Below are 25,748 nucleotides of genomic sequence, written 5' to 3' on the forward strand. Positions count from 1 at the left end.
TTGCGGTACGCAGCGAAACGGATAGGATTGAATGTTCCAGCTGACCCATGGTCGTTTCGATCGCCCCGAAGCCGTCGTTTAAGTCAACACAATGACAACGATTGCTTTCAGATTGACTACCCGCCATCCGCGCCAAATGCCGAAGCCGCAAGCAGCTTCGGTTCCAATGCAGTTGCCAGCTTCTTGTTTAGCCTGATTGCAAGCGGCACGGCTCTGGGCGCGCGGGTTAGACCGTCGGCGGGCCAGAGTGGCCCGTCACGCGTGGCAGGCACAAAGTGGAAAGCCGCTGGGATAGGACACCGCTTTACCTGCATGGACGGTCGAGTTATCTAAGAAAAACGACATGCTATGCGACTATTAGGATAAGTTTTCTTATCATAAGGGGCTTGTTTATCGAGTAAACTTGGTTGTATGAGAACGCGTCACACCCTGCTGCCCGCTCCCGAAACTGGTGAACCCGCCGATTTTCCCGATGCCGATGAACTCGCCGTGCTGCGAGCCTGGTATGCGGGCGTCGCGGTGCGTCAGGCGGTGGAGCGTTATCGCCCGTCCGCACTCGGCGACGGAAAATCTGCGCGTGGCGTACTCGGACGCATCCGACGCAAGCTCATCACCGTAGCCCGTGCCGCGCATCGCGACGATCTCGCCACCCTCCTCTCGCACGCGCCCGAAGAACGCGCGAGCCACGCAAAACCCGTCGCGCAGGCCATCGAACTCCTGCGCACGGCGCGCCCACCCGAACCGCAGATCGCCGATGACATCGCGCAATGGTTCGCCCCGCGCGCGGTGCGCGTGCTCCAGGCACATGGCATCGCGACACTCGCCGATCTCACCGTGCGCATTCCGCGTCGTCGTCAGTGGTGGAAAGCCGTGCCGGGGCTCGGCATGGCGAGCGCCCGCGCGATCGAAGCGTTCTTCGCTTCCTGGCCCGCGCTCACCGAAAAAGCACGCGCACTTGTGGCCGCCAGCCAGCGCAGCGAGATCGTGCCGTGGGAGGCGCTGAAACTGCCGCACGAAATCGATGGTTCCGCAGGCACGTTCCGCGCGCCGCGCGCGACCTGCACGCTCGATGCCGCCAACGATTACGAAGCGGTGCAGACCTGGCTGGCGCTCCATGAATCGGCGGCTACGCAGCGCACCTATCGCAAGGAAGCCGAGCGGCTGATTCTCTGGGCCATCGTCGAGCGTGGGCGCGCGCTGTCGTCGCTCACCACCGAGGATGCGATCGCCTATCGCGCGTTCCTGCGCCATCCATCGCCGCGTGCGCGATGGGTCGGGCCGGTGCGGCCGCGCTCGTCGGCTGAGTGGCGGCCGTTCAATGGCAGCCTTTCAGCGCGCTCGGTCGCGCACGCGCTCTCGATCATCGGCGCGCTGTTTCGCTGGCTCATCGAGCAGCGTTATGTGCTGGCGAATCCGTTTTCGGGGGTGAAGGTACGCGATGCGGGCGGCACGGACGTGATCGATACGTCGCATGCGTTCAGCGAAGGCGAATGGGCACTCGTGCGGACTATCGCGGATGGGTTGGAGTGGTCGCACGGCTGGTCGCAACCGGCCGCACAGAGGCTGCGTTTTCTGCTGGATTTTGGCTACGCGACGGGGTTGCGCGCGAGTGAACTCGTCGGCGCAACACTTGGACACGTCGAGACGGACCCGCGCGGCGATCACTGGTTGCGCGTGACAGGCAAAGGGAAGAAAGTCGCGCGGGTCGCGCTGCCACCGCTTGCGTGGGATGCGCTGGCGCGGTATCTGGCTGAGCGCGCGCTGCCGGTTACGCAGGCGCGGTGGCAGCCTGCTACACCGCTCGTCGGCAATCTCGAGGCGGACAACGAGGCAGCAATCAGCAGTGTGCGGTTGTGGATGGTGATGCGCAGGTTCTTTCTTTTAGCGGCGAAGGCCATTGAAGCCGATCACGCGCCGCTCGCCGAAAAGCTCCGCCGCGCCAGTCCGCACTGGATGCGGCACACGCACGCCACGCATGCGCTCGGGCGAGGGGCGGAGCTGACCACCGTTCGCGACAATCTGAGGCATGCATCCGTGTCGACCACGTCGATCTATCTGCATAGCGATGAAGTGAAGCGGGCACGCCAGATTGGGGATGCGTTCAAGAATAACTGGCCTTCCCCCGTTCTCCCGGACGGGTAAATTAACCCGTCATGCGCTGCTCGAACTGAATCGGGCTAAGGAAGTTGAGTGTTGAATGCCAGCGATGCGGATTGTAGAAGCGCTCGATGTAATCGAACACGTCGGCCCGCGCCGCGTCCCTCGTGCAATAGATGCTTCGGTTCACACGCTCTGTCTTGAGGGTGCTGAAGAAGCTTTCCATCGCGGCATTGTTCCAACAATCACCCCGACGACTCATGCTACAGGTAATGCCCTCCCGCCTGAGTAGCGACTGGACGTCCTCCCTGATGTATTGACTGCCCCGGTCAGTGATGTATCAATTCGGCAGGGCGCCCTCGACGCCAAAGCGCCATCAGCAACTCATCGACCAGCCGACGATACGGCGTGAGTACAGGTCCATGACGGCGGCAACGAACAGCCAGCCTTCAGCCGTCCAGATATACCTAAAGTCGGCGCCCCATTTCTGATTCGGTGCGTCAGCTTCAAACTGGCGTTGCAGGTGATTCGGCGCAATACCGTGAGCCGCCGCGGCCCCTGAATTGCCGGGGAGACGTCGGCGCCGCTTTCGAGCTTGCGATCCGGCCTGCTGCATCAGTCGGGCAACACGATTAATGCTGCAGCTTTCGCCTGCTGCGCGCAGGTCGTGCCAGATGCACGGGCCACCGTAGGTCTTGTCGCTGAACTCGAAGCTTTCCCGAACCAGCCGCGTGAGACGCACGTTCTCCTGCGAACGCTTGCTCGGTGCCCGGCCGAGCCATCCAGGCATACTTCACTCTGTGTCTTTCGCGAAGTAGCCGAGCGCTTTCTTTGGAATATCGCGCTCCATCGTGACCCGCCTCAACCCGCGCTGTAAGCGCCGCACTTCGGAACGTGCCTCGGCTCGCAGCGGCTTGCTGGTATTCATTTCAAGCGCACCGTCTCGCGCCGGCCTGACCCCTCGACGCAACAGGTTCTCGCCCATGCCGAGGTCGCGCGCTATCCAGGTTATGACAGCTCCCGGCTCGCTGCATAGCCGGACCGTTTCGCGTTTGAATTCGTCAGTGAAGTGCCTTCTTGGGGGTGGATTGATGGTCAGCGCGCGAATAATCTTGTGCATCATTACGCGCAGCCATCCGTAGCCCGCGAGGGCTCATTCCAAAATACTTCTTCATGCATGTACTCATGTAGCTTTGCGAGTTATAACCGCATTCCAGTGAGATAGCGACAAGGCTCATCGAGGTATTCTGAATTAGCCAGCGAGCACGTGTCAGCCGACGCTCAAAAATGTAGTTCACCGGTGTACGCGAGAACCGAGATCTGAAAACAGAAATGGTTTCTCGCTCGCTCATCCCAAGAAAGTTGGCAATATCGGCTAAACCAATAGGCTTCGTAAGCGCAGCATCGATGAACGCATCGAGTGTTAATTGCGATATTTCTGGAGTGTTCAAGGCCAAATGTCCATGGAAGATAGTATACAAATATTTACGCGAACAAGCGGCACGCGAGATTCAACATTTTGAGTTATGACTTAATGAAAAAATCACCGTATTTTCACTCTAATTTCGCAAATTCTACCGCCACCACTACGGCTCGCTGCGCAATGGTTCTATGCCTAATCCGACAAATTTTTCGCCATTAATTTTAGTATTGACCGTCATGTTCCAACTATCCACATTGCGAACATTCCTTCCATCGCATGCAGACGCCGCTTTCAGGCCGTGATGAGACGTCCGTCTGGACGAGTGACTGAACGTGTAATAGCGGATCAACAGAAAAATATCAAAAATTAAGTCGTTATCGCCAAGATGTTGGTAATTTCCGCCAACCAAGAGTTAGGAGTGCACAGTCATGCGGTAGCATCGATTCAGCCAACTAAATCGGCTCCGGTCAAGTCGAATTTGCATTTTGTTAGCGGAGTAACGCATGGAGTACCCAACACACAGTCAGCAAGATAGTGTGGTGCCGTCGTGTGCCAAGTTGTGCGTCACATCCGGTCCGGATGAGGTAAAGCATATTGGGTTTCTCCTCTTCAGTGGATTCTCGCTCCCGGAAGCGGCAACGGTGCTGGAAATGTTCCAGGAGGCAAATCTATTGGCCCGGTCGGAAAGGCCACTGGGTCGACGGGTGCACTATGACGTTACCTTGCTATCCATAGCAGGCGGACGCGTCGACAGCTCTTCGTCCGTTTTTGTGTGGGCGGAGCGTGCCGAAGATCGTCGCTTTGCGAACGGACTTCATGCATTGTTCATAGCCGGAGGCGCAGGTGCTCGTCATGCTCTTCGCGACGAGCGCCAGATACGCTGGCTGCGTAGAGAGGGTTTTCGTAGCAATGTAGTAGTACCGATTGGCGATGGCCGACTCCTGCTCGACGCTGCAGGGATAGAGCGTCCCATCCATGGTTGGGACGCGTCATTGCGCGAAGCGTGGGAGCAATATCAGCGTAACGAGAATTGCTTAGCCGCAGTAGCAACGGTTCCCGTGCGCAAGGCGATTGCGCTCATTGAACAGGACTTCGGTGGGAAGTTCGCCCGAGAGGTGGTCGGGCGGGTGATGACACAACATCAACCCGCCGCGCTCATCGCAAGGGTCCATGAGGACGTGTCTGGTTTTGTCAGTGAGCGCATCAGAGCAGCAGCTCGATGGATGGAAGCAAACGGCGAGCGCGCGATTTCAATCGAAGAGATCGCGAACGCGGCCTCGATGAGTGAGCGCAATTTTCTGCGCCGATTTCGAGCGGAAATGGGCATCACGCCCTCGGACTATTTGCTGCGTGTGCGTATCAAAATGAGCTGTCACTTGTTGCTCGAAACGGATCTATCAGTAGACAAGATTGCACGGCACTGTGGACTCGGCAGTGGTGGCTGGCTATCCAAGGTGTTTCGCAAGCACTTCTCAACCACTCCGACCGAATATCGTGCTCAAATGCGCCATACTGACGCTTGATTAGATAAAGGGAGAGCGGACACGGCGATGAAAACTGCCGTAGCCACCGCCAATAGTTGTTGAACGTGTGTTGTAAGCCCATGGGAGGGCACGGCTTCCCACCCAGCACCACCAGTTACAGTACAGCGTCGACCGGGCTTTGTTCCGTGCCTTGCCGCGGCGCTGTTGCGAAGATGGACGGACTCAAAGCTGAAATGTGCGACACTGGACGATAATCAATTCTCGTCAGTCGCGCGCATGATAGCCAGTCTCTCGCGTCTTCGTCAGCTCACCAAAACCGCCTGCGCCTTCGTCGCGGGAGAATTACTCGTCTGCGCCATGCTGGCAGCCGCCGCAGTATTTAGGATTGCAGCGGCCGTCGTGGGCGTGTCGAAACGGCCACGAGGCTGAATTGGCTTCAAAATCCTTTCAACACTACGTCAGCGACCCTTCAGAGTAGACCGCAACGCGTCAAGCGCCGGCTTTCGAGCACCATCCGCGTTCACCAAACCGAAATTGCGCTCCTTAGAGCTCTCCGCATTGGTCGTATTCTGCCACTCGTAAATCGAAATCAACGGCGTGTGCATGGTATTGCGTTCACGCAAAAACGCTGCGACGGCGGCGGCCTGCCCGCTCTCCGTCCCGAGCCGCCCGGACGAAACGCCCCACTCCGTAATGACCGTCGGCAGATCAAACCTCGCGCGCACTTGATCGGCCACGTGCGCGATCTCCTCGGCACTTTTGCCATAGGCGTGCCATGACACGGCATCGATGCAGCCGTTCGACGGGACACCCGCGCCTAGCAACAATTGGTCCGGCAGTGAACCTGGCAGCGGCATGGTCGCGAAGGCAAAGCCTATGATCGAGGTGGTCCCGCGAATTTGCTGGAGACCCGCGCAAACGGCTCGCATGTAGACAGGAAAGGTTTTCTCGGCATGTCCGGTTGGCCAGTACTTTTCGAACTCAGGTTCGTTCCAGAGTTCGATGGCCAGGATTTCAGAGCCGTAGTTTCGACTCAGTTCGACGATGGTGGCACTCAGGCGCGCCGCCGCCGCGCGTAACTGCTCGTCCTGCGCGCCGGGATCGCTCGTGTCGACTCGTATCAGTGGCGCCGTATCACGCACCGTGACGATCACCGGTAATTTCGCATCACGTGCCGCGTCGAATGACTTCTCGACCTGGCGGCGATACGCTGGCGTCTGCATGGCATTCGTCCATACCCCGAAACGCACGAAATCGAGCCCCGCGGCGCTAATTTGCCGTGCCATCTCCGGCGTGAAGCGCTCGATCTTGACTTGCGCGCCTACGTGTACGGTATGATTCTGCCCCGCGACCCACAGTTTGAAGGGCTGGGCCGCGCCATCGACCGCATACGTCTCACGAGTCGACACCATCGATATCATGCAGGCGGCCGCAATCGCGACCCATTGCCGGTTTATCTTCCGTGAATTCAGTTTCATGTGGCCCCCGCCTGCCCAGTACGGTGCGCCTGCCGGACAGGCGGTCGTGAAGTGCATACAACATGAACCCACTTTTGCAAGCCAGATGCTCCCCCGTTCATACGCGAACTCATGATTGGGCCATCTTCGCAGGCAACACGACTGATGCAGGCGGCACGTGCGCTTGCGGCGATGGCACCCGGCGCGTGCCAGGCACCAGCAGACTCAGCCGCCACGCCGCATAGAGCGCTGCACTCGTCAAGTGGCGCGTGTAGCTGCCGAGATCGGGCTCGAACAACATCGACACCGCCATATGGCCAATGAGCAGGCAAGCGAGCCAGTTCACCGATGACATGCGCGCGTCCGCCTGCGCGGGCTTGCCGAATATCGCGCCGAGTACGATGCCCATCAACGCTGTCATGACCAGTTCTTTCGGTCCGGGTGAAAACAAGAAGGGAACATGCAGTTTTGCGACCGCGTAAAGATAGTCCGCGCAGAACGCCCAAAAGGACTGCGGTGGCAAAGGGTTATAAAACCCCGTGCGGGCGCCGTACGGTGAGCCGGTGACGAGATAGTCGACCGCCATGTCGCGCGGATGCAGCAGCGCGTAATAGGCGATGTTGGGGAGCGAGAACAGAACCGTGAATACTGCGACCAGCAAAAGCAGTTTGCCGCGCAGTCCCACCTTGCGAAACACCCATGCCCCCGCGCCGATTGCGAGAATCAGCACAAAATAGATGCGCACCGTCGCGGCGTAGCCAACATAGAGCACGACCGATGCCGCCAAAACGTACCGCAGGCTATAGCGGCGCGCGACCAGCACCAGTAATACCGAAATGAGCACAACCAACGTGTCTTTGCTCGCGACGAACAGATTGAAGAACACGCACGGCGCCAACAGCACGGTATTGACAAGCAGCGACCCCAGGCGTGACGAATAACCAATCATCATGCCAATGAAAAGCGCGCCCACCGCCACCACAAACACTGTCGTGCCAATATCGCCAAGCGTCGAATAGAACTTCGAGACCGCGTCGAACGACGTGTCCTGGTATGTGCTGGAGCCTCCGATCTGCGACTGGATTTTGTCCGAATCGCGAAATACGAATTCGGGCAGAAATGTGCTCGCTTTCAGATAGAGCGTCGCATACATGAGAATGGCGGCCGCCGAAATGAAGCGCAAAACGCCTTTGCTCAGTTTCGGTCCCGCGAGCAATACACTACGAAGCATGCAGCACCCCTCCCTTCCTGAATTGGCTCACGGCACTGCCATGCGCCCGCGCAACGAGCCAGACGAGAATCGACACAATGCCCACGCTCGCGCACAGATGGGCGATTGCGGCGCCCAGCGTGCCGACGTGGGCAATCAGCAGCCAGCCTGCCGGGACGCACACGGCGGCCACCCCGCAGATCGCGACGGAAACGCGGCGCCCCAATCGCAGTGCGATCGCACTGCTCCACAAGACATCAGCCAACGAGCGCAACAAGAACGACACGAGCAGAATGGCGAGCAGCGCATATTCATGCGCTCCGGCCGGTTGGTGCGAGATGCTGAAAATTGGCTTGCTGGCAATCAGCACGCCTGCCGCGCATCCAGCCGAAATACCGAGACTCGCGCGCACCGAGCGATGCAACGTCGCGCCAAACTCGTGAGGCGAGACCTCCAGCGCGCGGACGAGGCGCGGCCCCGCCGTCACGACGATCGTCGCATACGCGATGGTCTGGATCGTATTGGCGATGGACCATGCAAAGACATAACGCCCCAACTCGCTCGCTGTCACCATGCCGCTCGCGACAAATCGCTCGGCATACTGGAGTCCGGAAAGCACGACGGTTGCAAAGAAGAAGGGCAATCCGTCGATCCATACGGCGCGGACACCGGCGCGATGCCCGACATATGCGCCTTGCGACACACGCGCAACGCGGACAGCCGTACGGTCCAACGCCTTGCGTGTGTGGGCAATAAACAGGCAAGCAGCAATCACGACGAGCGCATTGGTCGCCCACCACAAGACGAAAACAGTCTCGATCGAATGCACCGCACCCACCATCAACCCAAGTACCGCGACACCCGCCCACGCGCCGGTGCGCACGAACAGGAAGATCGCACCGGCACGCGCGCGGTGCAGCGAAAACACCCACGAGTTGGTTTCGAGTCCAGCATGTTCGGAGAACGCGACGAGCATCACGCCCCACAACACACCGGGCTGAATGCGGTCCAGGGCGTCAAATGCGGATAGCTCACGGGCCGATATAACCAGCAGGGCAATCAACGCATAGGCCGCGCCGTAAAGCAGCAGCACGCCCCGCGTGTCGCGGATCGCGGATCGTGGATTCGGCAAACTCAAACGACGGTTGATTTCGGCACTGAAACCTAACCCAAGCAGTTTGGAGGCCACCACAGACACTGCGAGTGCCAGCCCATAGTCGGCGACTGCCGAGAAACCGAGCGCCCGCGCAATCGCGATCGTCAGCAGGAACTTGAGTGCGAGTGCCGCAATTCTCAGGCTGAAGCGAAAAATCAAAGGCATGGCCGGCTCTGCTCAAGCATTGCGCGATGCACGGAGGCCTGCGATCACGCGCTGACGGCCCGCACGGATGCCCTCGAAGCCGGCTTTCGCGCGCGCCCAGAACCCGGGGATCGCACGCGAACCGAGCAGCGCCTGCGCAACGTCATCTGCGTCGAAATCGGCGGCGTTCTGCACCCAGTCCTCCACACCAAGATCCGCATAGGCGCCGAATCCCTTGCGCTCGTAACTCAAGTGATAGGCCGGCACGCCGTGCAAGATGGATTCGAGCGCGCCATGCAAGCGGACCGAGACGACCACGTCGGGCGGATCGTTCTCGAGCAATACCTTCAGCGACACCAGCGGACCGTCGATGCCGATACTGCGGTAATAGGCAAGATCGTCGTTGCCGCGCCCCGTGCTCTGCACGGCATACACGACTTCGCACTGCGCGCCGACCAGCGAGATCAGCTTGCGCGTGGCCGTTTCATAACGCCTGCGCTGTGCTTCGCTCCAACTCGGCGCGCGACGCAGCACGAAAGCCACGCGCTTCACCTCAGGCCGGGCACATTCGGCGCGCGCCATAATCTCTGAGCTGCGGCGCTCGAAGTCGAGCACTGCCAGGTCAGGCGCACGCTGAGTATTCGCATTGCTGGCCAGAAATTGAACCGAGCGGTCGTCGCGCACGAACACCGAACTGAACTGCCCGAGTAGGCCTGACATGTGTGCAAGCAGGGGCTGCGCCGGCATGGATGGCCCGATGCTTTGCGGCAAATAGACTGTGGGCTTTCCCACGAGGCGCGCTGCGCGCATTTGCAGCAGGTGCCCGGCTTCCAGCTTTAGCGCCTCGGCACAATTTCGCGCACGGAGATACCCGCCGCCAACGCCCGCGATCACGTCCGCCGAATCGAGCAAACGCAGCAGTTCATTCGCGCGCGTATTCAGCCGCATCGGCAGAAACAGGCTGGCCGCGCCAGCGAGGCGCGTAAGGCCGCCGTCGGCGAGCACTGGCGCCGCGTACACGTTGTCATATTGAGCGAACGATGCGGGATCAGCCGCCACGATCGATACGTGCGTGTCTTCGCCGAACGCCTGCTTGAGCAAGCCCACCGAGAGATCGACCAGCAGCCCGTCGCCGGAATTGCGCGAGCTGTAGGCGTGAATAAGCGCGACACGGGTAGTTGCGGCCATCAGACAGTTTCCTTGATCACGCGCTGGTAGAGGGCGACAGTCTTTTCGACCATCGCGGAAATGGAAAAACGTTCGACCGCGCGCTGGCAGTTCCGGCGCATGTGCGAGCGCATCGCCGGATCGGCGGCAAGTGTGGCCAGGGCATCGACGAACAACGTGACGTCGTCTTCGTTGGGAACCACAAAGCCGATCTGCTCGGCGTCCACGAGCTCGCCTGCCCCCGAAACACGCGTGGTCACGACAGGGATTTGAGCAGCCATTGCTTCGAGCAAAACGTAAGGAAAGCCTTCGTAGCGACTCGGCAACGCAAAGAGATCGAAAGCGGAAAAGTAGCGACGCGCATGAGACACGCGACCCAGCACACGCACGTTCGCTGGCACCGGCTGTCCGTCGAGCGCGGCCGCCTGCACGAAGTCACCCGGGCCGATTACCGCAAAAATGACGTTATCGACGCCCCGCTCCAGCAGCTCGTGCGCAATCCGCGCGAGCCGGTCCACACCCTTCTGGAAATCGAGCCGCCCGACGAAACCCACGACCACCGCATCGTGCGGCAGGCCCAGCGCCTCGCGTGCTTCGCGATCGGGGAGCGCGTCCGATTTCGGCACTCCGTTAAAAATAGTCTCGACGCGCGCGCCTGGAATACGCAGCGCTTCGCTCAAATGCTTCGCTTCATCGAGCGACACCGCGATGATGCGATCACTGCGCAAGCGTCCAAGCATGCTTTCAATCAGACCGTAGAAGCGACGCTGGTTCGCCGGTAGATACGGATTGAGCGTATAGACAGCGTGCGGCGTATAGACCTGCTTCCATGGACCGAAGCACAAGCGAGCCAGCGCTCCCGCTTTCGAGCTGTGGCTGTGCACGATATCGGGTTGCAACCGGTTCAGGCATCGGAACAACTGCGCGAACGCCACCGTGTCCGACTTGCCCACCGAGCGAAGCATCCGCAGCCGGTGTACCGAATCGCACTGCGCCAGCACCGCGTCGCCGAGCAGCACCTCGTCGAAACGATCACCTTGCGGCACGATCAGATGAATCTCGATGCCGCCACGCGCCCGCAGGCCTCGCACCATATCGGCAATATGAACCGCGACGCCCCCGCCCGCAGCCTCCACCACGAGCACCACGCGCAAGTGGCGGACGTCAGCCTCGCCCCGCTGCGCTTCACGGCGCGGCCCGATACCCTCCGGCCGCGCTGCGCGTGCGGTTTGGGGGCGAGCTTCTTCCGTGACACCGACGCTATGCGTGCTCATCAGGCTCTCCGTGCGAGACGCGCTATCCAGCGCCGCATGCGCGAACGCAGCGTCGTGGCCTCTGCTGCGCCATAGGTGTATTGAACGTAGCGATACGTGCCGTATTTACGGCCATAAGCCTGACGGCCGGAATTCGGATCAATGCCGTTGAGAAGCGCACCGGTCACAGACACCCCTACCTGCGCGAAGCGCTTCATGCACTCGACCAGTTCTGCACCACGCGTGCGCACGGCGCGCGCGACCAGCATGACGGTCCCGCAATACAGCGCGAGCATGGCCGCGTCTGTCACGGCGAGCACCGGCGGCGAGTCGATGATCACGCAGTCGTATTTCGCAGAGCAAGCTTCGAGCACTTCTTGCAGGCGCTGATGCGCGAGCAGTTCTGCGGCGTTCGGCGGCAGCGTACCGGTGCTGATGAAGTCAAGACTCGGCAACAGTTCGCGCTGAATGGCTTCGTCGAGCGCAATCGTACCGGCAACGACCTCGCTGAGTCCGCGCTCACGCTTTACGCCGAAATGCTTGTGCAGATAGCCGCGGCGCAAGTCCGCGTCGATCACGAGCACGCGTTTGCCGCTCTTTGCTAGCAGCACGCCAAAGTTCGCCGAAACGAAGGACTTGCCGACTCCCGGCGTCGGACCGCAGAACAGCACAATGTTGTTGCGCGCATTGAGCATTGCGAATTCAAGCGCAGTGCGCAAACTGCGCAGGCTTTCGACGGCCGGCTCGTCGGGATGCCCGTCGGCGAGCAACTTACGGTTCACGAGTCCTGTCGTGTGGTCGTGACTGATCTGCGGCTGAAGTTTCGATTCGGGAATCGTGGCGTACACACTCAATCCCGTTTGCGCCTCGATTTCGACGGCCTCCGCCACACCCGCGAAGAGGAAGTTGTGCACGAACGCGAATCCGATGCCGATCAGCAACCCGAGCAATGCGCCCACCGCGATAGTGACCGGACGATTCGGAAACGCCACGTCTTCTGGAACCACAGGGGAATCCACCACGCGCACCGTGCCCGTCTTGCCCGCCTTGATGAGTTCGAGCTGCTGCACGTTATTCAGGAGCGCAGTATAAAGATCGGTATTGATCTTCACGTCAAGCATCAGGCGCATTGCATCCTGCTGCGCATTCGGCATACGGGTGACCTGCGCATTGAACGCGCTTTGTTGGGCCTTAAGCGTGGCGATCTGGGCGTCGAGCGCAACGACATCGGGATAGGTGTCGGTGAAGCGCGACGCAAGTTGGTCGCGTTTCTGCTTGAGTTCCAGCATGCGCGTCGTGGCATCCGCTATTTGCTGGAGCACGACTTTCGCTTCCTCACTCAGATCGATCGAGCCTTCCTTTTCGCGCACTCGCGTATAGCGGGCCTCGGCGGCTTCGAGCCGTTGCTTGAGAATCGGCACCTGCGTATTCAGAAACTCGAGCGATTGCGCCGCTTCTGCGGATTTGCGGTCGAGATTCTGTTTGACGTAGTAATGACCCACCGCTTTGAGTTGATCACGCACGAAAATCGGATCGGTGCCTTTAAGCGTTGCGATCAGCACACCCGACGACTTGATCTTCTCCTCGATGTCGAGCGCGTTCTGCATCGTGTTGATCGTATCGAGCCGGGATTTGCGCACAATCTTGAACTTGACACCGGGGTTCGCGTTGATCGATTTCACTAGCAGCGTAACCGGACCGTACGACGTCGTGAATGTTTCGACTTCACCCACTCGCCCCGTCACCGGCGCATCAAGATCCCAACCAGCGAGCCGGTAGCGCCCGTCTGCCAGAGCGGTCAGCGAGAAACTGTCGTCGAGCACACGGCGCGGCACGTCGAAGCGCACGACATCCGCGCTTTCGGTTCCCCACGCCCAGCCGCCAACGCCCAGAATGCCCGCTTTACCAATCGAGTCGTTGAAGCGCGATATGAAGTCGCCAATCAACGGAAAGCGCGACGGACGCACGATAATGTAGCTGTGCAACTCGTCGACTACGCTGGTCACGACGAGACGCGAAGCCATGATCTGCTGCTCGGCGGACGTGGGGGAGTTGTAGTCGAACAGCGAAGAGACGTCGCCCAGCAGGCTTTGCGCTGCGGCCATGCCACTGCCGTCCTCCACCTGTACGGAAATATCGGCCTGATATCGTGGCGGAAAAAGAAACGCGAACGCGGTCGCAAGCAGTACACACGACAAAAAAATCTTGACGATGGTCCAGCGATATTCGACGAGCACATCGAGAACCCCAATCAGGTCCAGTTCGTCGTTATCGGCTGCCTCGCTCTTGGGAATTGGCAACGTGTTCATTTGTATTTCACTTGAGTTCTGTCACGATTTGCGGATCACGAACAGCGGCAGAAAATCTGCTTGTTTTACGCCCCCGATGCCACGCTCGCACGACCTGACATGCGCACGACCCATCCCGCCACGCCCACCTCGATCAGCCGAAGGCTGGATTCGAATGCGGCCCGATCCTGCCGATACGGGTCTGGCACGTCGAACCCAGAAGACATCCGCAACCCGGGCCGAGCATAATCGCCGAGCCTATAGACACGGCCCCGCATCGATGGATAGCGCTCTTCGACAAATTTCCGCTGTCCGTGGTCCATCACGATGACAAGATCGGCCTGTGCGCCCATCCAGCTTTCGAACTGGCGCGCGCGATGCGACCGGATGTCGAGCCCCCGCTCGCGCATCAGATCAGTGGCCAGTGGATCGGCTGCACTTCCGATCACAGCAGTGATGCCTGCCGACTCCACCGTCACGCCACTAGCTGCGTGCGCGAAGAGCGCCGCCGCCATCGGACTGCGGCAGATATTTCCGGCGCACACGACAAGGATGCGTCTAATCATTTCGTCACAACCGCCGCATAAAGCCCCGCATCGATTGCCGGCAGCAGCAAACTCAGTACGCGATTCACACGTACAAGTTCGTTGCCGTCGACGTACACCACGTCGTTGGGCTCAAGCGGAAATTTCGAGGCGAGAATCATCGACACGGGCGAATGTGCATCGATATGAAATACGTCTGGATGTCCGCTCTGCGCGTTACGCACGACGTAGAGCTGCTGCGGATCGGAAGTCGAGACGTTGAAGCTGCCAGCTTGCGCGAGTGCGTCGGCCAAGGTGAGCCGGCCGTCGGTCTTGGGGATTGCCGCCACCGGCTTGTTCACTTCGCCCATGACATAAACGCTGCTTTCGTCGCGCGATGGCACGCGCAACACGTCGCTGCGCGCAAGCATGATCTTCGCGGGGTTTTGGCCGTTCGCCAGCATCGTGGTCAGGTCCACCGAATAGGTTCGCTTGCCACGAATGATCTGCAAACGCCCCTTGTCTGCCGACGCCGTGAAACCGCCCGCGCGGCCAATGGCGTCAGTCAACGTCATCGGCACATCGTTGATCTGCAGCGAACCCGGCGAATGCACTTCCCCGTCCACGAAAATCTGCTTGGCCCGGAATGATTCGACGCGCACCGTCACCTGAGGATTCCTGAACGAATGCGACAACGCTTCTGCAACTCGGGCCTGAATGGCGGAAGTCGTCAGGCCCGCGACCTGCACGCGGCCAACATACGGAAACTGGATATAGCCATCTTCATCCACCACAATTCCTTGCGGTGCGTCGGCAGCGCGCGGCGCTGCCGACGGCTGCGAACCCAAAGCCTGGGCAAGTTCGGGATGATCCCAGACCGTGATCTGAAGCACGTCAGCGGGACCGATGGTGTAAACCGAAGGCGCCACCATCAAATCCTGTGCGCTCTCCTCCAGTTTCGAGTTCTGAGCAGCATTCTGTTCGGCGATCACGGCTGCGTTGATCTCAATGAGCGTAGCTTTCGGACTTGCCGCTTCCGTGGACTCCGCCCGTGGTTGCGTCTGCTGGCGAATATCGCCCTGCATCTGCATACCCGGTGCGAACATACATCCGCTCAACATAGACACGATCAGAAGCGGCCCAACGGCTTTCGACGCTAGCACGGTACCCGCTCCCCCCCCGTACATCCGGTTCGTGCTCGCACGACCGAACCCATCCGACCTCTTGTGAAACATTCCAGACGACCCTATGTTTTTGCGCAACGACCGCCCTTTTACGCACGCGTTGGCAGTTCGCTCAGGTTAAGGTGAGATGATCCGCGTCACGTTGCTGTGATGCGACCGCACCGCGACGGACAGGCGGATTCAAGATTGCTTTCTGGAAACTTCTCGAACCTTGCTGAATCCCCTTTTTTCTTAAAGAATTCGCATGCTTTCTTTTAGTCTCGTCGTGCATTCGCGAACATGACGTGACACATCGTATTCGACCACTCCGAACTGGGTCGATCGCTGACCGAATGGAGCAAACTCTTGGCGGAATAAGCCAATGTCAGAGTGGCGCAATACATGCATGACGCCGTATCGACTACGGCTTGTGAAGCTCAATACGCTTGCTTGCTCACGAAGCCGTGAACCATAGTCCGCAACACGATCTGTATGTCGAGTGCGAATGATCGGTTGTTGAGGTAATACAGGTCATATTCCACGCGGGACGCCATCTTCTCCAGTTGATCGGTTTCTCCTCGAAAGCCGTTCACTTGTGCCCATCCTGTAATGCCCGGCTTGGCGCGATAACGCTGGATGTAATCATCGATCTGCGGCTCGTAGAACGCATCGTGTTCAAGTGCATGCGGACGCGGACCCACGACGGACATCTCCCCGCGTAACACATTGATAAACTGCGGCAATTCATCAAGGCTTGTGCGACGCAGAAAGCGGCCAACAGTCGTAATGCGAGAATCGTTCCTGGTGGCCTGCCTGATCACTCCGTGACGTGTGTCGTGCAGGTACATTGAGCGAAATTTGTAGATCGAGAACTTCCGGCCATTCAGACCTTTTCGTTGCTGGCGAAAGAACACAGGACCTGGCGAGCTAAGCTTGATCGCTGCGGCGATGGCGATCAGCAACGGAGAAAGGGCAAGCAGCGCGAACGCCGAGAACAGGCGGTCGAATAGCTCCTTGTCAATGAGACCATCAGACGAGTAACCGCGCGAAGACATGCTGATTGACGGCACGCCGATCATCTCAAGTGGCCCACCGAAATCCCGCAAGCCTAGCGCGTGCACATCGGGCAAATAGCGCACGCGAACTGGCGTGCGTCGCAGCACTTCGATAATACGCATCGCAAAGCTCTGCGCCGTGACTGGCAATGCGATCCAGACCTCGTCGACCAACCCGGCCTCTACGGCGGGGATCAACGACGCAAGCTTACATTCGTCATCCGCCCATGATGCGGCGCCGCTGTCTGGTGCGTTAAACGTCACGACATCGGAAATTGCGTAGCCGCTGCGATTGTGCAAGCGAACCTTGTGCACCACTTCTTCGAAGTGATGCCCTTGGCCGGCGATCGTAATGCGTGTTTGATCGAGTCCGAAAAATCGCAGACGCCGCAAGCATCCGTAGGCCATAGCACGCCCCAGAACGAGCAATGCCGCAGTCACCACAGACCATAAAGCAATCCAGTCGTTGGAAATCGTGCTTGCCCCATGAACAGCCACTAATAGGAGCGCACCGCAAGTTTGCACAACGCACCATGCCAACAAAACGCGTATGTACAGCCCGATCAACGGACGCGAACGCCACGAACGATACACGCCTGCGACAGGAAAGACCAACAGAACTCCGGCAAAAATCACTACGCAATACATAAGGCGCAGGGCAATTAATGCCTCGGTGTCTCGGAAAACCACATGCGCGGCATATAGGGCGCCAACGGCGATAGCCACAATGTCGCATACTCTCGCAAGAATCTGCTTCATATTTTCCCCGATTTCGGTTGGCTGTTACGGCCATATTCGTGTCGGATTTCGACAAATTTCAAATCATCTTTTTCACTGCAGGCCTATTGAAATTGAAACGAAATAATGTCCGAGTAGAATTTGATACGTTGTGGCGCATCATAGATTTCTAATTTTTTGGAGGTACTTGCTTGACCGTTCAGGACGCGATGTTGGCGGATCCACTCCGACGCCAGCCGATGATCGCTCGATATGCCGCGTCGAGCAGGAGTGAGAGCTGGACACGCTGCAATATAAGAAGCTTCACAACGGCTCAAAGGACTCATTGCGAGAAGTGAGGAGACCATTGATCTTTATGCCCATCGAGTGGCGGATAGAGATCACTAATGGGCCTCGATTAAATGGTGATTGGCGTGTTCGGCCAGTTGCGCTACGCGATGTCGGCGTGGCACCATAATAGAGGCCTCGACAACCGTATGGTGACCCGTATGCTCGAGCGCGGAGATAGCCAAGAGTTTGCCGAAAAGGAGCATCGCTTAGATCAATGGCGTCAATCAGTACCGCTCCCCCGCAGGGCATAAGGCAAACTTCGTACTGGTGGTCTATGCGATCGTCCGGCTGAAATCCCATGAACCTACTTTTATTTCGTTCGCATTGCTCAATAGCTTGCCGATATACTTCTGCTCTCGTTCTCAACTGGCTCAGGATGCGAAGCGCGCTACGGCGTACGCGTGTTTCCACTTGATTGAAAGCCCCACTACTGCGGGTGCGAAGCAAAGTACAACGACGAGAAATCCGACTTTGGCGAGATAAAACGGCGCAAGCCATTGATTATTCGTAGCGACATAGTATGTGTTGTGTGTAACATTGCTCGAAATAATCTAGACAGCCAGATTCCCGCCCGTGGCGTCAGAAAGAAGCGTAAAGCAGCGAGCAGGTCGAAAATAGTCCGTGCATCGTAGGAAATTTAGCTCGCTAAGACTCGGTTTCGGCTGCGTCGATCTGTCTGCGCGGCGCAAGGTTCCGCTGACACTCAAGATGAATACTTCGTGGATCGAAGGGTGAGTGATGCGCGAACAACCTTTAAAAACTGAAGTGGCGCCCCAACTTTGCGCGAAGACCGATACGATCTGCCACCATGCCCAACCGCACTCGCTCCCGCGTGAACACCAGCCACGCAAAGGCCCGCCTGCTTCCCATGGCAAAGGACAAAGCAGCGGACCTCGTCCTGCACTCACGCCTACAGTTGGAACGCCTACGCAGTTGCAGCATCGACCATAGGCTGATTAACCATATGGCCCGACTCTGCATGATCTGCGAATACATAGCGCGGGCCGGATATGGCGAGCTTCCACAGGAAAGATTCGACACGGTCGAGAAAGCACTGGCGCAAACACTTTTCGACTTCGACGCGACAGGTGTATGGAGCAAGCCAGAGTCTACTTTCCTTGAAGACTTGACAGATGTCATCAACGAATACGACCGCATGCTCAGTACTGTGCGACTCGACCTCTTCGCTAAGGCAAGCGATTATCTGGATCGTCTAACGGTAACTGTTGCAAGCAGCGGCAGCTCTGAAGTGTGATCCGGAAAATCAACCACGACTGTGAGGGCTCGTGAATCGGCGGGCGGCCCCTTAGCCCCCTCCATTCGACCACAACATGTCCGCATAATTACTGCCATACATGCTTCGTCGCCATCTCAGCACTGAAGCTATCCGCCGCGGCTCGCAGGAGCTAGTCGGCTCCGAGGGGCGTTGCTTGCTGTACGCAGCCCATTCCTTTCGGGTCCAGGCTTGCATAATCGCCTCATCCGCGATCTGCTTGTATCGAACGTAGTGCCACCGTCCCATTCGAGCATGACTGGCGTGCCACCGACGGAACAGGTCGGGGTCTCTCCGTCGTAAGAATTGCCTTCGAACTTCTGCGCGCCGCGCATCTCACCATCCTTCATGGCTTGATTGATGCGTAGTTCCTGCAGCGGTTCTGCCGCTCTGCGCAAGCCGACTGCGTTCGGGCTTCACCGCGTCGGTTTTCTGCAGCTCAGTGCGGTTTGCTACCGTGTCGGCATCGCGCCGTCGCGAGCAGAGGATTGTCGTCCACCTCCTCGTCGGCACGAACTGCCTGGTTCGTCATGACGATGACCTGCACATCAAACTCAAACACCACCAGCATCCGCACCGACATTGGCGACCGCCTGCGCTGTCGCTCTCGCGGCCAAGCCAAAGCGGCCACGGCTTTATTCCCCGTGAGCCCGAGTTCGATGATCTACTCTACGAGCTTACCGACTACGGCACCGATATTCTCTCCGGTTTCGTCATTCACGCATTCGTCGGGGAACGAGCCATTAAACGTTTCGATAAGGCCGTTGTCAGTGGGCTTGCCCGGGCGGTTGAAGTCGATCTGTATCTTCTAGTGATATGGGCACTTGGTCAGCAGACGGCCAGAGAACTCGCTGCCGTAATCGGCGAACAGGAACCGTTGCGCCCGACGTTTGCGCGAGCAGCCGGCTAAGTACCGGCTCAACGTTCTCAGCGCACAGCCGCTATCCGACTTCGATGGCGAGTGCCTCGCGGCTGAAGACGTCTACGATCGTCAACGCTCGCACACGGGTACCATTGGCCAGTTAATCGGCCACGAAGCCCAGACATCAGTCGGCACGCCGGCTGCGTCGGAAGACCATAGTGATCCCCGATGTGGGTCACGGCCAGTATCTTCAGCGCGGGCGGGGTCACTTTTTTGTGGCGATATCCTGCGGGATCGCCTTGTCCAGGCTGAGCTCCGCAACCAGCTTTTTGAGCCGCGCATTCTCGTCCTGAAGCTGCTTCAGTTCGCGGACCTGATTCGATTCCAGGTCCACATACATCATTACGCGGAAGAATGTTCATCCCCCCGCTGGGTCGGCAACTTCGCTCACCATCGCCTCTCCGCCCGTAGCCCTATTATTCCGAAGCGGCCACGGGTGCCTGAGCCACCTCAGACGCACCTATAGCAACAGCCGCAGACGGAGCTTGAGCAACAGTGCCCTGGGCCGCCAGATTCTGTATCTCCTGGGCGCAGTCATCCGAGGCAACGACATGCGCTCGAGCCAATAACGTTTGAAGCCCATTGATCTTTCGCTGATCTTCAAGCAATACAGATTGGCATTGAGCCTGCACCTGCTCCAACCCCTGACGATCCAGAATCGACTGGAGATGCTGGGCCATCTGCGCGCGGTTTTCCACATTAGGCACCTGGAGACCGAGCACTCGCAAACTCTCCAGGACCGCTGGCTGGCACGCGCCCGTGTAGTTCAACACCTGATCGCACACTGGCGGCAGGACCCACGTGGGAGCGCTTCGTGTCTGGGTAGCCCACGGCTCTTGCACGGTCGCCACACGTTGAATATGGTGGACCTCGCCGTGGTGCACCGAGTGTTTGTGAAACCGCACGCGATGCAAATATCTGCGCCCTTCTGAGTGGGCCATCGCCACTCGCGTGTGTTTCGCACGTTCCTCGTGTTCAGTGCGCTCCTCGTGTTTCGAGCGCGCGACGTGCCGTACGTGCTCAGGCTTGCGGTGTTCGTGTGACCGCGCCGTGACCATCGGATGACGGGCTTGCTGGATGTGGCGCACCTCAGCGTTATGGGCTTTAGCGCCGTGCTTGACCTTGGTCTCGGTGATCGCATAGGCTGCCTGAGCCACCAACGAGCACCCCATCATCACCACCACTGCGTTGATTCCCGTTCTTTTCCTGTTGCAATCCACTGCCCGACCTCACATTCCTTGTGCACAGCCATCTGTTAACGGCAATTTTCGGCCGGCCTTTAATCCCGTTGAACGGCTCGAAGCTGGCATGACCAGGTGATCGTCGTGGCAACGTACAAAGCATGTCATCGTCGATACCCTCACGATTCATCACGTTCGTCCGCCCAACCTAAAGGATCCTTCATTTTTAATTTCCCGCTATCTGGCACCATCGGACACTCCGTCTTTTGAGTTTGCCTTTCCCATGCGCACCTCACGCCTCGCGAAACTCCGAAACACCACCGCGCAACTCGTTGTGCTTACAAGTGCTTCCCTGGCCGCCGCCTCGGCCTTTGCCGCCGCGCCCAGCGCCACGGCAAACCCGCTTCCTTATTCGAATCTCTCGACCCTGCACGTCAAAGCGGCGCAATTGCAGCCCTTCCTGCAAGCGCTGCGTCACAACGCGGCCAATGCGCGCGAAGAAGCGGGCAATCTCTCTTTCACGGTCTTTCAATCGACGACATCGCCGACTACCTTGTACGTCCTCGAACAATGGAAAGATCAGGCCGCCTATGAAGCCCATATGAAGCAGCCCGCCTTGCTCGACATGCACAAGGCCGCGAAGGCGGACCTGGACGGCGGCATTAGCCATATGCGCATCGTGCCCGCCACATCGGACGCCGGCATTCAACCCAAACAGATCGATCACGCCGACCAAACCAGCAACGTGCTGGTGTTCCTCTCCGTGAAGCCCGACGAATCGGCGAAATTTCACGCGGATGTGAACGAAGTCTCGCCGACCTTCCGCGCCGCGCCCGGCAACGTCTCTTTCGAGGTCTATCAGAACGCGGACGATAAAAACCAGATGGTCCAGCTCGAACGCTGGACGACCGAGTCGACGCATCAAGACAATCTGAAGCGCCCGGTTATCCAGACGATCCGCAGCGGCTACGCCGTCACGCTGGCCAAGCCGATGCTCGATGGCCGCGTGCTGCTCAAGGACGTCACCAACGACTAGCGCGAATCGCGCCGAAGACCGTCAACCGCTCGCTGCGGTTGGCGATGCCATGAGCCATCGACTTCAATCGCGTCGGCTGGCCAGACACCATTCCCATCCCGCACTGCGCCCGGCAACGCCCATCCACGTGCCCGCACGCGTGCGAACCCCTTGCGTCGATCCGCCGCGATCGCCCCCGCAGCGCCCGCCCCGTATGGCATACCTCGCGCAGGAATAAGCTATTGCCTGCTCATTGGTAGGGAGAGCGCGTCCCGTCTGCTGTAATGATCGCCATGGCTGCTCGAGCACACGACGCCGGCCTTTCCCAACGGAAGCGAATCCTTATGAGCCTCGACATCTTCTGGTTTTTGCCCACCTCCGGCGACACGCGCTATCTCGGCAAATCCGACTCCGGCCGCGCGCCGACCAACGCGTACATGCGTCAGATCGCGGTCGCCGCCGAAGAACTCGGCTACGACGGCCTGCTGATCCCTACCGGCAGCAGTTGCCTCGATCCGTGGGTCACGGCCGCCAGCCTCGCCCCGGTCACGCGGCGCATCAAGCTGCTCGTGGCGCTGCGCACGTCGCTCGGCAACGTGACGGCGTCCGCGCGTCAGGCCGCAACGCTCGACGAGGCGCTGGGCGGACGCCTGCTGCTGAACGTCGTGCCGGGCGGCGATGCCGCGGAACTGGCCGCCGACGGCGTGTTCCTCTCGCATAACGAGCGCTACGAGCATGCCGGCGAATTCCTCACGGTGTGGCGCCGGCTGTTCAAGGAAAAGCAGGTCGATTTCGAAGGCAAGCATATTCGCGTCGAAAAAGCGCAGAACCTCATCGCGCCGGTTCAGAAACCGCATCCGCCCTTGTATTTCGGCGGCTCATCCGCTGCGGCTCACGAGATCGCCGGCGAACATATCGACACGTATCTCACGTGGGGCGAACCGCCCGAGGCCGTGGCCGCGAAATTCGCGGACGTTCGGGCGCAGGCGGAGAAACACGGCCGCAAGGTCCGCTTCGGCGTGCGCTTGCACGTCATCGTCCGCGAAACGAATGAGGAGGCGTGGGCCGCGGCCGACGCCCTGATCAGCAAGCTCACCGACGAAGATATCGCGCGCGCGCAGCAGAATTACGCAAGCATGGATTCCGTGGGCCAGCGCCGCATGGCCGAGCTTCATCAGGGCCGCCGCGACAAGCTGGAGATCAGCCCGAATCTGTGGGCGGGCGTGGGCCTCGTGCGCGGGGGCGCGGGGACCGCGCTCGTGGGCGATCCGGCCACCGTCGCACAGCGATTGCGCGAGTATGCCGACATCGGCGCGGAGTCCTTCGTGCTCTCGGGTTATCCGCACCTCGAAGAAGCGTGGCGTTTCGCCGAACTCGTTTTCCCGCTGCTGCCCGGCAAGCAGCCGGTCACGATCGCGGACAACGTGCAGACAGGCGGCGCGTTCGACGGGCGGGCGCAAGCGGCTTCGTGAGCGGTCTCCTGAGCGGCTTCCTATGCAGATCACGCTCCGGGAAACTCGCGGCACGGCAATTGCTCTATCGTCTGCGCAATGCCACGAACCTACCGGAGCCAGCCATGCAATTCATGTTTCAGTCGTGTCTCATCAGCACCAGCGCAAGCATCGATGACGGGCGAATCGTGGCTAACGCGCGCATTTTCTCGCCGGCATCCGATGGCTCGTTCGAGGACGATGTTCACGATCTCTGCATCGATGAGAATTTCATCGACGAGCACGAAGCCCTGTCCTTCGCACGCGAGCGCGCGATGGGCTGGGTCGAGGAGCACTGCGTCAGTTCGATTTAACCGCGCCGGAATGGGCTGAAGCACTGCACGAGGGGTTGCAGAACGCCGGATGTTCGAGTTCGCACGCGTCTACGCCATGATGTGAACGCCGCCGTCGACGTACACCGTCTCGCCCGACAAGCGGCGCGCATACGGCGTCGCGAGCCAGGCACAGGTAAAACCGACATCCATTATGTCGACCAGTTCGCCGAGCGGCGCGCGTTCGGCCGCCTCGGTCAGCAGCAGATCGAAGTCCTTCAACCCGGACGCAGCACGCGTTTTCAGCGGCCCCGGCGAAATGGCGTGAACGCGAATTCGCTGCGGGCCGAGTTCATAGGCCAGATATCGCGTGCACGCTTCGAGCGCCGCCTTGACCGGCCCCATGACGTTGTAATTGGTGACCACCTTGTTCGCGCCGTAATAACTCATCGCGAACAGGGAGCCGCCGTTCTTCATCAGCGGAGCGGCAAGCCGCGCCATGCGCACAAATGAATGGCAGGAAATATCCATGGCCGCCGCAAAGCCCTCTGCCGAGCAATTGAGCAGGCCGCCCTGCAAATCGTTTTTCGGCGCCCACGCAATGGAATGCACGAGGATGTCGAGTTCGCCCCATTCGCTCGCGATCCGCTCGAATACCGCTTCCATTTCTTCATGTTTCGATACGTTCAGCGGCATGAACACCGGCGCCGCGATCGCGGTCGCGAGCGGCTCGACATAGGTTCGGGTCTTGTCGTCGGCATAGGTGATCGCGACATCGGCGCCGACTTCATGAAACGCTTTCGCGCAGCCCCATGCAATCGAAGAATCGTTGGCGATGCCCGTCACCAGCGCTTTCTTGCCCTTGAGAACGGGATGTTGAGTGCTCAGGTCCATCAGACTCCCCTATGGCCGTGATGCGGATTCACGCGATACCCGTCGCTTCGCGCGTATGACGGGCGATCATGAGTTCTTCGTTGGTCGGAATGACCCAGACCGATACCTTGCTCGACGCGGCACTGATACACGGCCCGCCCGATTCATTGGCATTCCTGTCCAATTCAACGCCGCACCAGCGCGCAAGCTCGCCAACCCGCTGCCGAATCGCCGGCGAGTGCTCGCCAATGCCCGCCGTAAAAACCAGCGCATCGAGTCCCTGCATCGCGGCCGCGAGCGATCCCAACTCGCGTCCGATCCGATACGTGTACAGGTCGATCGCAAAGCGCGCCCGCGGATCGTCGCTCGCGAGCAGCGTGCGCATGTCGCCGGAAATACCCGATACGCCGAGCAGCCCCGAGCGTCGATACAGCAAATCCTCGACGGCGCGCGTATCCATCTTCAGTTCGTCCTGAAGATAGAGAATGACGCCCGGATCGAGATTGCCGCTGCGCGTGCCCATCGGCAATCCATCGACGGCGGTGAACCCCATCGTGCTCGCGACGCTGCGACCCGCGTCCAGCGCGCACAGGCTGGCACCATTGCCGAGGTGCGCGACCACCGTGCGGCCCTTCGCGGCGGCGGGCGCGGTGTCCGGCAACGTTCGTGCGATGTACTCGTAGGAGAGGCCGTGAAAGCCATAGCGGCGCACGCCTTGCTCCGTCAACGCCGCCGGCAGCGCGAACGTCGAGGCGAGCGCGGGCTGCGTGGCATGAAATGCGGTGTCGAAGCACGCGACCTGCGGCACGTCGGGATTGCGCGCGGCAATCACGCGAATGGGCTTCAGGTTGTGAGGCTGATGCAGCGGCGCGAGCGGCGTGAGCGAATCGAGTTCGTCCAGTACCTCCGGCGTGACGATCACCGGCTTCGAGAACGTCCGGCCGCCGTGCACCACACGATGCCCCACGGCGACGACGCGATGGCCGTCGCGATGCTCGCGCAGGAACTGGCCGATATAACTGACGGCCTCGTCGTGACCGATGCCGCTCGAACCCCAATCCTTGTCGCCGGTCGGCTGGCCTTGCGCATCGAACGCGACGAAGCGCGGCATGGAACCGAGCCCGTCGATCTGACCGCGCGTCACGAGCGCCAGCTCGCCGCCATCGACACGAAACGCGCGGAACTTGATGCTCGACGAGCCCGCGTTGAGCACGAGAATAACGTCGGCCATGT

At 59.6% G+C, this 25,748-nt stretch carries 20 protein-coding genes and 2 pseudogenes; 6 read left to right on the forward strand and 16 right to left on the reverse strand.

Going from position 1 to position 25,748, the window contains the following annotated elements:
- Positions 1 to 411 precede the first annotated feature (411 nt).
- Positions 412 to 2,142: a site-specific integrase gene (locus LDO54_RS35930; protein WP_224017402.1), complete on the forward strand. Its 1,731-nt coding sequence runs from the start codon at positions 412 to 414 to the stop codon at positions 2,140 to 2,142.
- Between the two features lies 1 nt (position 2,143).
- Here the strand turns inward: LDO54_RS35930 and LDO54_RS35935 are convergent.
- Positions 2,144 to 3,217 (reverse strand): annotated as a pseudogene (locus LDO54_RS35935) (IS3 family transposase).
- A complete protein-coding gene (locus tag LDO54_RS35940; RefSeq protein ID WP_224017404.1) occupies positions 3,159 to 3,548 on the reverse strand; it encodes a helix-turn-helix transcriptional regulator in 390 nt (129 codons plus the stop codon). The pseudogene LDO54_RS35935 and the gene LDO54_RS35940 overlap by 59 nt, the downstream one beginning before the upstream one ends.
- A gap of 475 nt (positions 3,549 to 4,023) precedes the next feature.
- Between LDO54_RS35940 and LDO54_RS35945 the strand changes: the two genes are divergently transcribed.
- The gene (locus LDO54_RS35945) at positions 4,024 to 5,043 is read left to right on the forward strand and encodes a GlxA family transcriptional regulator (protein WP_224017406.1); all 1,020 of its coding nucleotides are present in this window, start codon (positions 4,024 to 4,026) and stop codon (positions 5,041 to 5,043) included.
- A 419-nt stretch (positions 5,044 to 5,462) separates the two neighbouring features.
- Here LDO54_RS35945 and LDO54_RS35950 read toward each other — a convergent pair whose 3' ends face one another.
- The 9 genes from LDO54_RS35950 to LDO54_RS35990 all read right to left on the reverse strand — a co-directional run bounded on the left by LDO54_RS35950 (position 5,463) and on the right by LDO54_RS35990 (position 17,180).
- A complete protein-coding gene (locus LDO54_RS35950; RefSeq protein WP_224017408.1) occupies positions 5,463 to 6,482 on the reverse strand; it encodes a cellulase family glycosylhydrolase in 1,020 nt (339 codons plus the stop codon).
- A gap of 109 nt (positions 6,483 to 6,591) precedes the next feature.
- On the reverse strand, positions 6,592 to 7,692 hold the full coding sequence (locus LDO54_RS35955) for a hypothetical protein (RefSeq protein WP_224017409.1): 1,101 nt from the start codon (positions 7,690 to 7,692) through the stop codon (positions 6,592 to 6,594).
- On the reverse strand, positions 7,682 to 8,992 hold the full coding sequence (locus LDO54_RS35960) for a lipopolysaccharide biosynthesis protein (RefSeq protein ID WP_224017411.1): 1,311 nt from the start codon (positions 8,990 to 8,992) through the stop codon (positions 7,682 to 7,684). The genes LDO54_RS35955 and LDO54_RS35960 overlap by 11 nt, the downstream gene beginning before the upstream one ends.
- 12 nt (positions 8,993 to 9,004) lie before the next feature.
- Positions 9,005 to 10,159, reverse strand: a complete 1,155-nt coding sequence (locus LDO54_RS35965; RefSeq protein WP_224017413.1) for a polysaccharide pyruvyl transferase family protein — start codon at positions 10,157 to 10,159, stop codon at positions 9,005 to 9,007.
- Complete coding sequence (locus LDO54_RS35970; protein ID WP_224017415.1) at positions 10,159 to 11,412, reverse strand: glycosyltransferase; 1,254 nt, start codon at positions 11,410 to 11,412, stop codon at positions 10,159 to 10,161. The genes LDO54_RS35965 and LDO54_RS35970 overlap by 1 nt, the downstream gene beginning before the upstream one ends.
- Complete coding sequence (locus tag LDO54_RS35975) at positions 11,412 to 13,700, reverse strand: polysaccharide biosynthesis tyrosine autokinase (protein WP_224017417.1); 2,289 nt, start codon at positions 13,698 to 13,700, stop codon at positions 11,412 to 11,414. The genes LDO54_RS35970 and LDO54_RS35975 overlap by 1 nt, the downstream gene beginning before the upstream one ends.
- A 65-nt stretch (positions 13,701 to 13,765) precedes the next feature.
- Positions 13,766 to 14,245 (reverse strand): low molecular weight protein-tyrosine-phosphatase, encoded by a 480-nt coding sequence (locus LDO54_RS35980; RefSeq protein ID WP_224017419.1) that lies wholly within the window; start codon positions 14,243 to 14,245, stop codon positions 13,766 to 13,768.
- A complete protein-coding gene (locus tag LDO54_RS35985; RefSeq protein WP_224017421.1) occupies positions 14,242 to 15,309 on the reverse strand; it encodes a polysaccharide biosynthesis/export family protein in 1,068 nt (355 codons plus the stop codon). The genes LDO54_RS35980 and LDO54_RS35985 overlap by 4 nt, the downstream gene beginning before the upstream one ends.
- Positions 15,310 to 15,803: 494 nt before the next feature.
- Positions 15,804 to 17,180: an undecaprenyl-phosphate glucose phosphotransferase gene (locus LDO54_RS35990; RefSeq protein WP_224017423.1), complete on the reverse strand. Its 1,377-nt coding sequence runs from the start codon at positions 17,178 to 17,180 to the stop codon at positions 15,804 to 15,806.
- A gap of 1,117 nt (positions 17,181 to 18,297) precedes the next feature.
- On the opposite strand from LDO54_RS35990, the gene LDO54_RS35995 reads away from it, so the two are divergent.
- Positions 18,298 to 18,744, forward strand: coding sequence for a hypothetical protein (locus LDO54_RS35995; RefSeq protein WP_224017425.1), 447 nt, complete (start codon positions 18,298 to 18,300; stop codon positions 18,742 to 18,744).
- Positions 18,745 to 19,201: 457 nt separating this feature from the next.
- Here LDO54_RS35995 and LDO54_RS36000 read toward each other — a convergent pair whose 3' ends face one another.
- The 3 genes and pseudogenes from LDO54_RS36000 to LDO54_RS36010 form a co-directional block, all read right to left on the reverse strand.
- Positions 19,202 to 19,345, reverse strand: coding sequence for a hypothetical protein (locus tag LDO54_RS36000; protein ID WP_224017427.1), 144 nt, complete (start codon positions 19,343 to 19,345; stop codon positions 19,202 to 19,204).
- Between the two features lie 132 nt (positions 19,346 to 19,477).
- Positions 19,478 to 20,021: pseudogene (locus LDO54_RS36005) on the reverse strand (DDE-type integrase/transposase/recombinase); the annotation flags it as partial.
- A 79-nt stretch (positions 20,022 to 20,100) separates the two neighbouring features.
- Complete coding sequence (locus tag LDO54_RS36010; protein ID WP_224017429.1) at positions 20,101 to 20,868, reverse strand: hypothetical protein; 768 nt, start codon at positions 20,866 to 20,868, stop codon at positions 20,101 to 20,103.
- A gap of 280 nt (positions 20,869 to 21,148) precedes the next feature.
- Here LDO54_RS36010 and LDO54_RS36015 point away from each other — a divergent pair, with 280 nt between their 5' ends.
- The 3 genes from LDO54_RS36015 (at position 21,149) to LDO54_RS36025 (ending at position 23,684) form a co-directional block, all read left to right on the forward strand.
- Positions 21,149 to 21,901, forward strand: a complete 753-nt coding sequence (locus LDO54_RS36015) for a putative quinol monooxygenase (RefSeq protein WP_224017431.1) — start codon at positions 21,149 to 21,151, stop codon at positions 21,899 to 21,901.
- A gap of 323 nt (positions 21,902 to 22,224) precedes the next feature.
- Positions 22,225 to 23,352: an FMNH2-dependent alkanesulfonate monooxygenase gene (gene ssuD, locus LDO54_RS36020; RefSeq protein ID WP_224017433.1), complete on the forward strand. Its 1,128-nt coding sequence runs from the start codon at positions 22,225 to 22,227 to the stop codon at positions 23,350 to 23,352.
- 59 nt (positions 23,353 to 23,411) lie between these two features.
- Positions 23,412 to 23,684: a hypothetical protein gene (locus LDO54_RS36025; protein ID WP_224017435.1), complete on the forward strand. Its 273-nt coding sequence runs from the start codon at positions 23,412 to 23,414 to the stop codon at positions 23,682 to 23,684.
- A 69-nt stretch (positions 23,685 to 23,753) separates the two neighbouring features.
- On the opposite strand, the gene fabI is transcribed toward LDO54_RS36025, so the two are convergent.
- Together fabI and LDO54_RS36035 are read right to left on the reverse strand one after the other, a co-directional pair.
- The gene (fabI, locus tag LDO54_RS36030; protein ID WP_224017436.1) at positions 23,754 to 24,536 is read right to left on the reverse strand and encodes an enoyl-ACP reductase FabI; all 783 of its coding nucleotides are present in this window, start codon (positions 24,534 to 24,536) and stop codon (positions 23,754 to 23,756) included.
- 28 nt (positions 24,537 to 24,564) lie between these two features.
- Positions 24,565 to 25,746: an acetate/propionate family kinase gene (locus LDO54_RS36035; RefSeq protein ID WP_224017438.1), complete on the reverse strand. Its 1,182-nt coding sequence runs from the start codon at positions 25,744 to 25,746 to the stop codon at positions 24,565 to 24,567.
- Positions 25,747 to 25,748 lie beyond the last annotated feature (2 nt).

The sequence above is a fragment of the Paraburkholderia tropica genome (genome assembly GCF_914484835.1).
Lineage (GTDB): Bacteria > Pseudomonadota > Gammaproteobacteria > Burkholderiales > Burkholderiaceae > Paraburkholderia > Paraburkholderia tropica_A.

What these genes read in the sequence shown, in the direction of transcription:
- LDO54_RS35930 (WP_224017402.1), top strand. Translation starts at nt 412, where the DNA reads ATGAGAACGCGTCACACCCTGCTGCCCGCTCCCGAAACTGGTGAACCC.
- LDO54_RS35945 (WP_224017406.1), top strand. Translation starts at nt 4,024, where the DNA reads ATGGAGTACCCAACACACAGTCAGCAAGATAGTGTGGTGCCGTCGTGT.
- LDO54_RS35950 (WP_224017408.1), bottom strand. Translation starts at nt 6,482, where the DNA reads ATGAAACTGAATTCACGGAAGATAAACCGGCAATGGGTCGCGATTGCG.
- LDO54_RS35955 (WP_224017409.1), bottom strand. Translation starts at nt 7,692, where the DNA reads ATGCTTCGTAGTGTATTGCTCGCGGGACCGAAACTGAGCAAAGGCGTT.
- LDO54_RS35960 (WP_224017411.1), bottom strand. Translation starts at nt 8,992, where the DNA reads ATGCCTTTGATTTTTCGCTTCAGCCTGAGAATTGCGGCACTCGCACTC.
- LDO54_RS35965 (WP_224017413.1), bottom strand. Translation starts at nt 10,159, where the DNA reads ATGGCCGCAACTACCCGTGTCGCGCTTATTCACGCCTACAGCTCGCGC.
- LDO54_RS35970 (WP_224017415.1), bottom strand. Translation starts at nt 11,412, where the DNA reads ATGAGCACGCATAGCGTCGGTGTCACGGAAGAAGCTCGCCCCCAAACC.
- LDO54_RS35975 (WP_224017417.1), bottom strand. Translation starts at nt 13,700, where the DNA reads ATGAACACGTTGCCAATTCCCAAGAGCGAGGCAGCCGATAACGACGAA.
- LDO54_RS35980 (WP_224017419.1), bottom strand. Translation starts at nt 14,245, where the DNA reads ATGATTAGACGCATCCTTGTCGTGTGCGCCGGAAATATCTGCCGCAGT.
- LDO54_RS35985 (WP_224017421.1), bottom strand. Translation starts at nt 15,309, where the DNA reads ATGTTCGCACCGGGTATGCAGATGCAGGGCGATATTCGCCAGCAGACG.
- LDO54_RS35990 (WP_224017423.1), bottom strand. Translation starts at nt 17,180, where the DNA reads ATGAAGCAGATTCTTGCGAGAGTATGCGACATTGTGGCTATCGCCGTT.
- LDO54_RS35995 (WP_224017425.1), top strand. Translation starts at nt 18,298, where the DNA reads ATGCCCAACCGCACTCGCTCCCGCGTGAACACCAGCCACGCAAAGGCC.
- LDO54_RS36000 (WP_224017427.1), bottom strand. Translation starts at nt 19,345, where the DNA reads ATGTCGGTGCGGATGCTGGTGGTGTTTGAGTTTGATGTGCAGGTCATC.
- LDO54_RS36015 (WP_224017431.1), top strand. Translation starts at nt 21,149, where the DNA reads ATGCGCACCTCACGCCTCGCGAAACTCCGAAACACCACCGCGCAACTC.
- ssuD (WP_224017433.1), top strand. Translation starts at nt 22,225, where the DNA reads ATGAGCCTCGACATCTTCTGGTTTTTGCCCACCTCCGGCGACACGCGC.
- fabI (WP_224017436.1), bottom strand. Translation starts at nt 24,536, where the DNA reads ATGGACCTGAGCACTCAACATCCCGTTCTCAAGGGCAAGAAAGCGCTG.
- LDO54_RS36035 (WP_224017438.1), bottom strand. Translation starts at nt 25,746, where the DNA reads ATGGCCGACGTTATTCTCGTGCTCAACGCGGGCTCGTCGAGCATCAAG.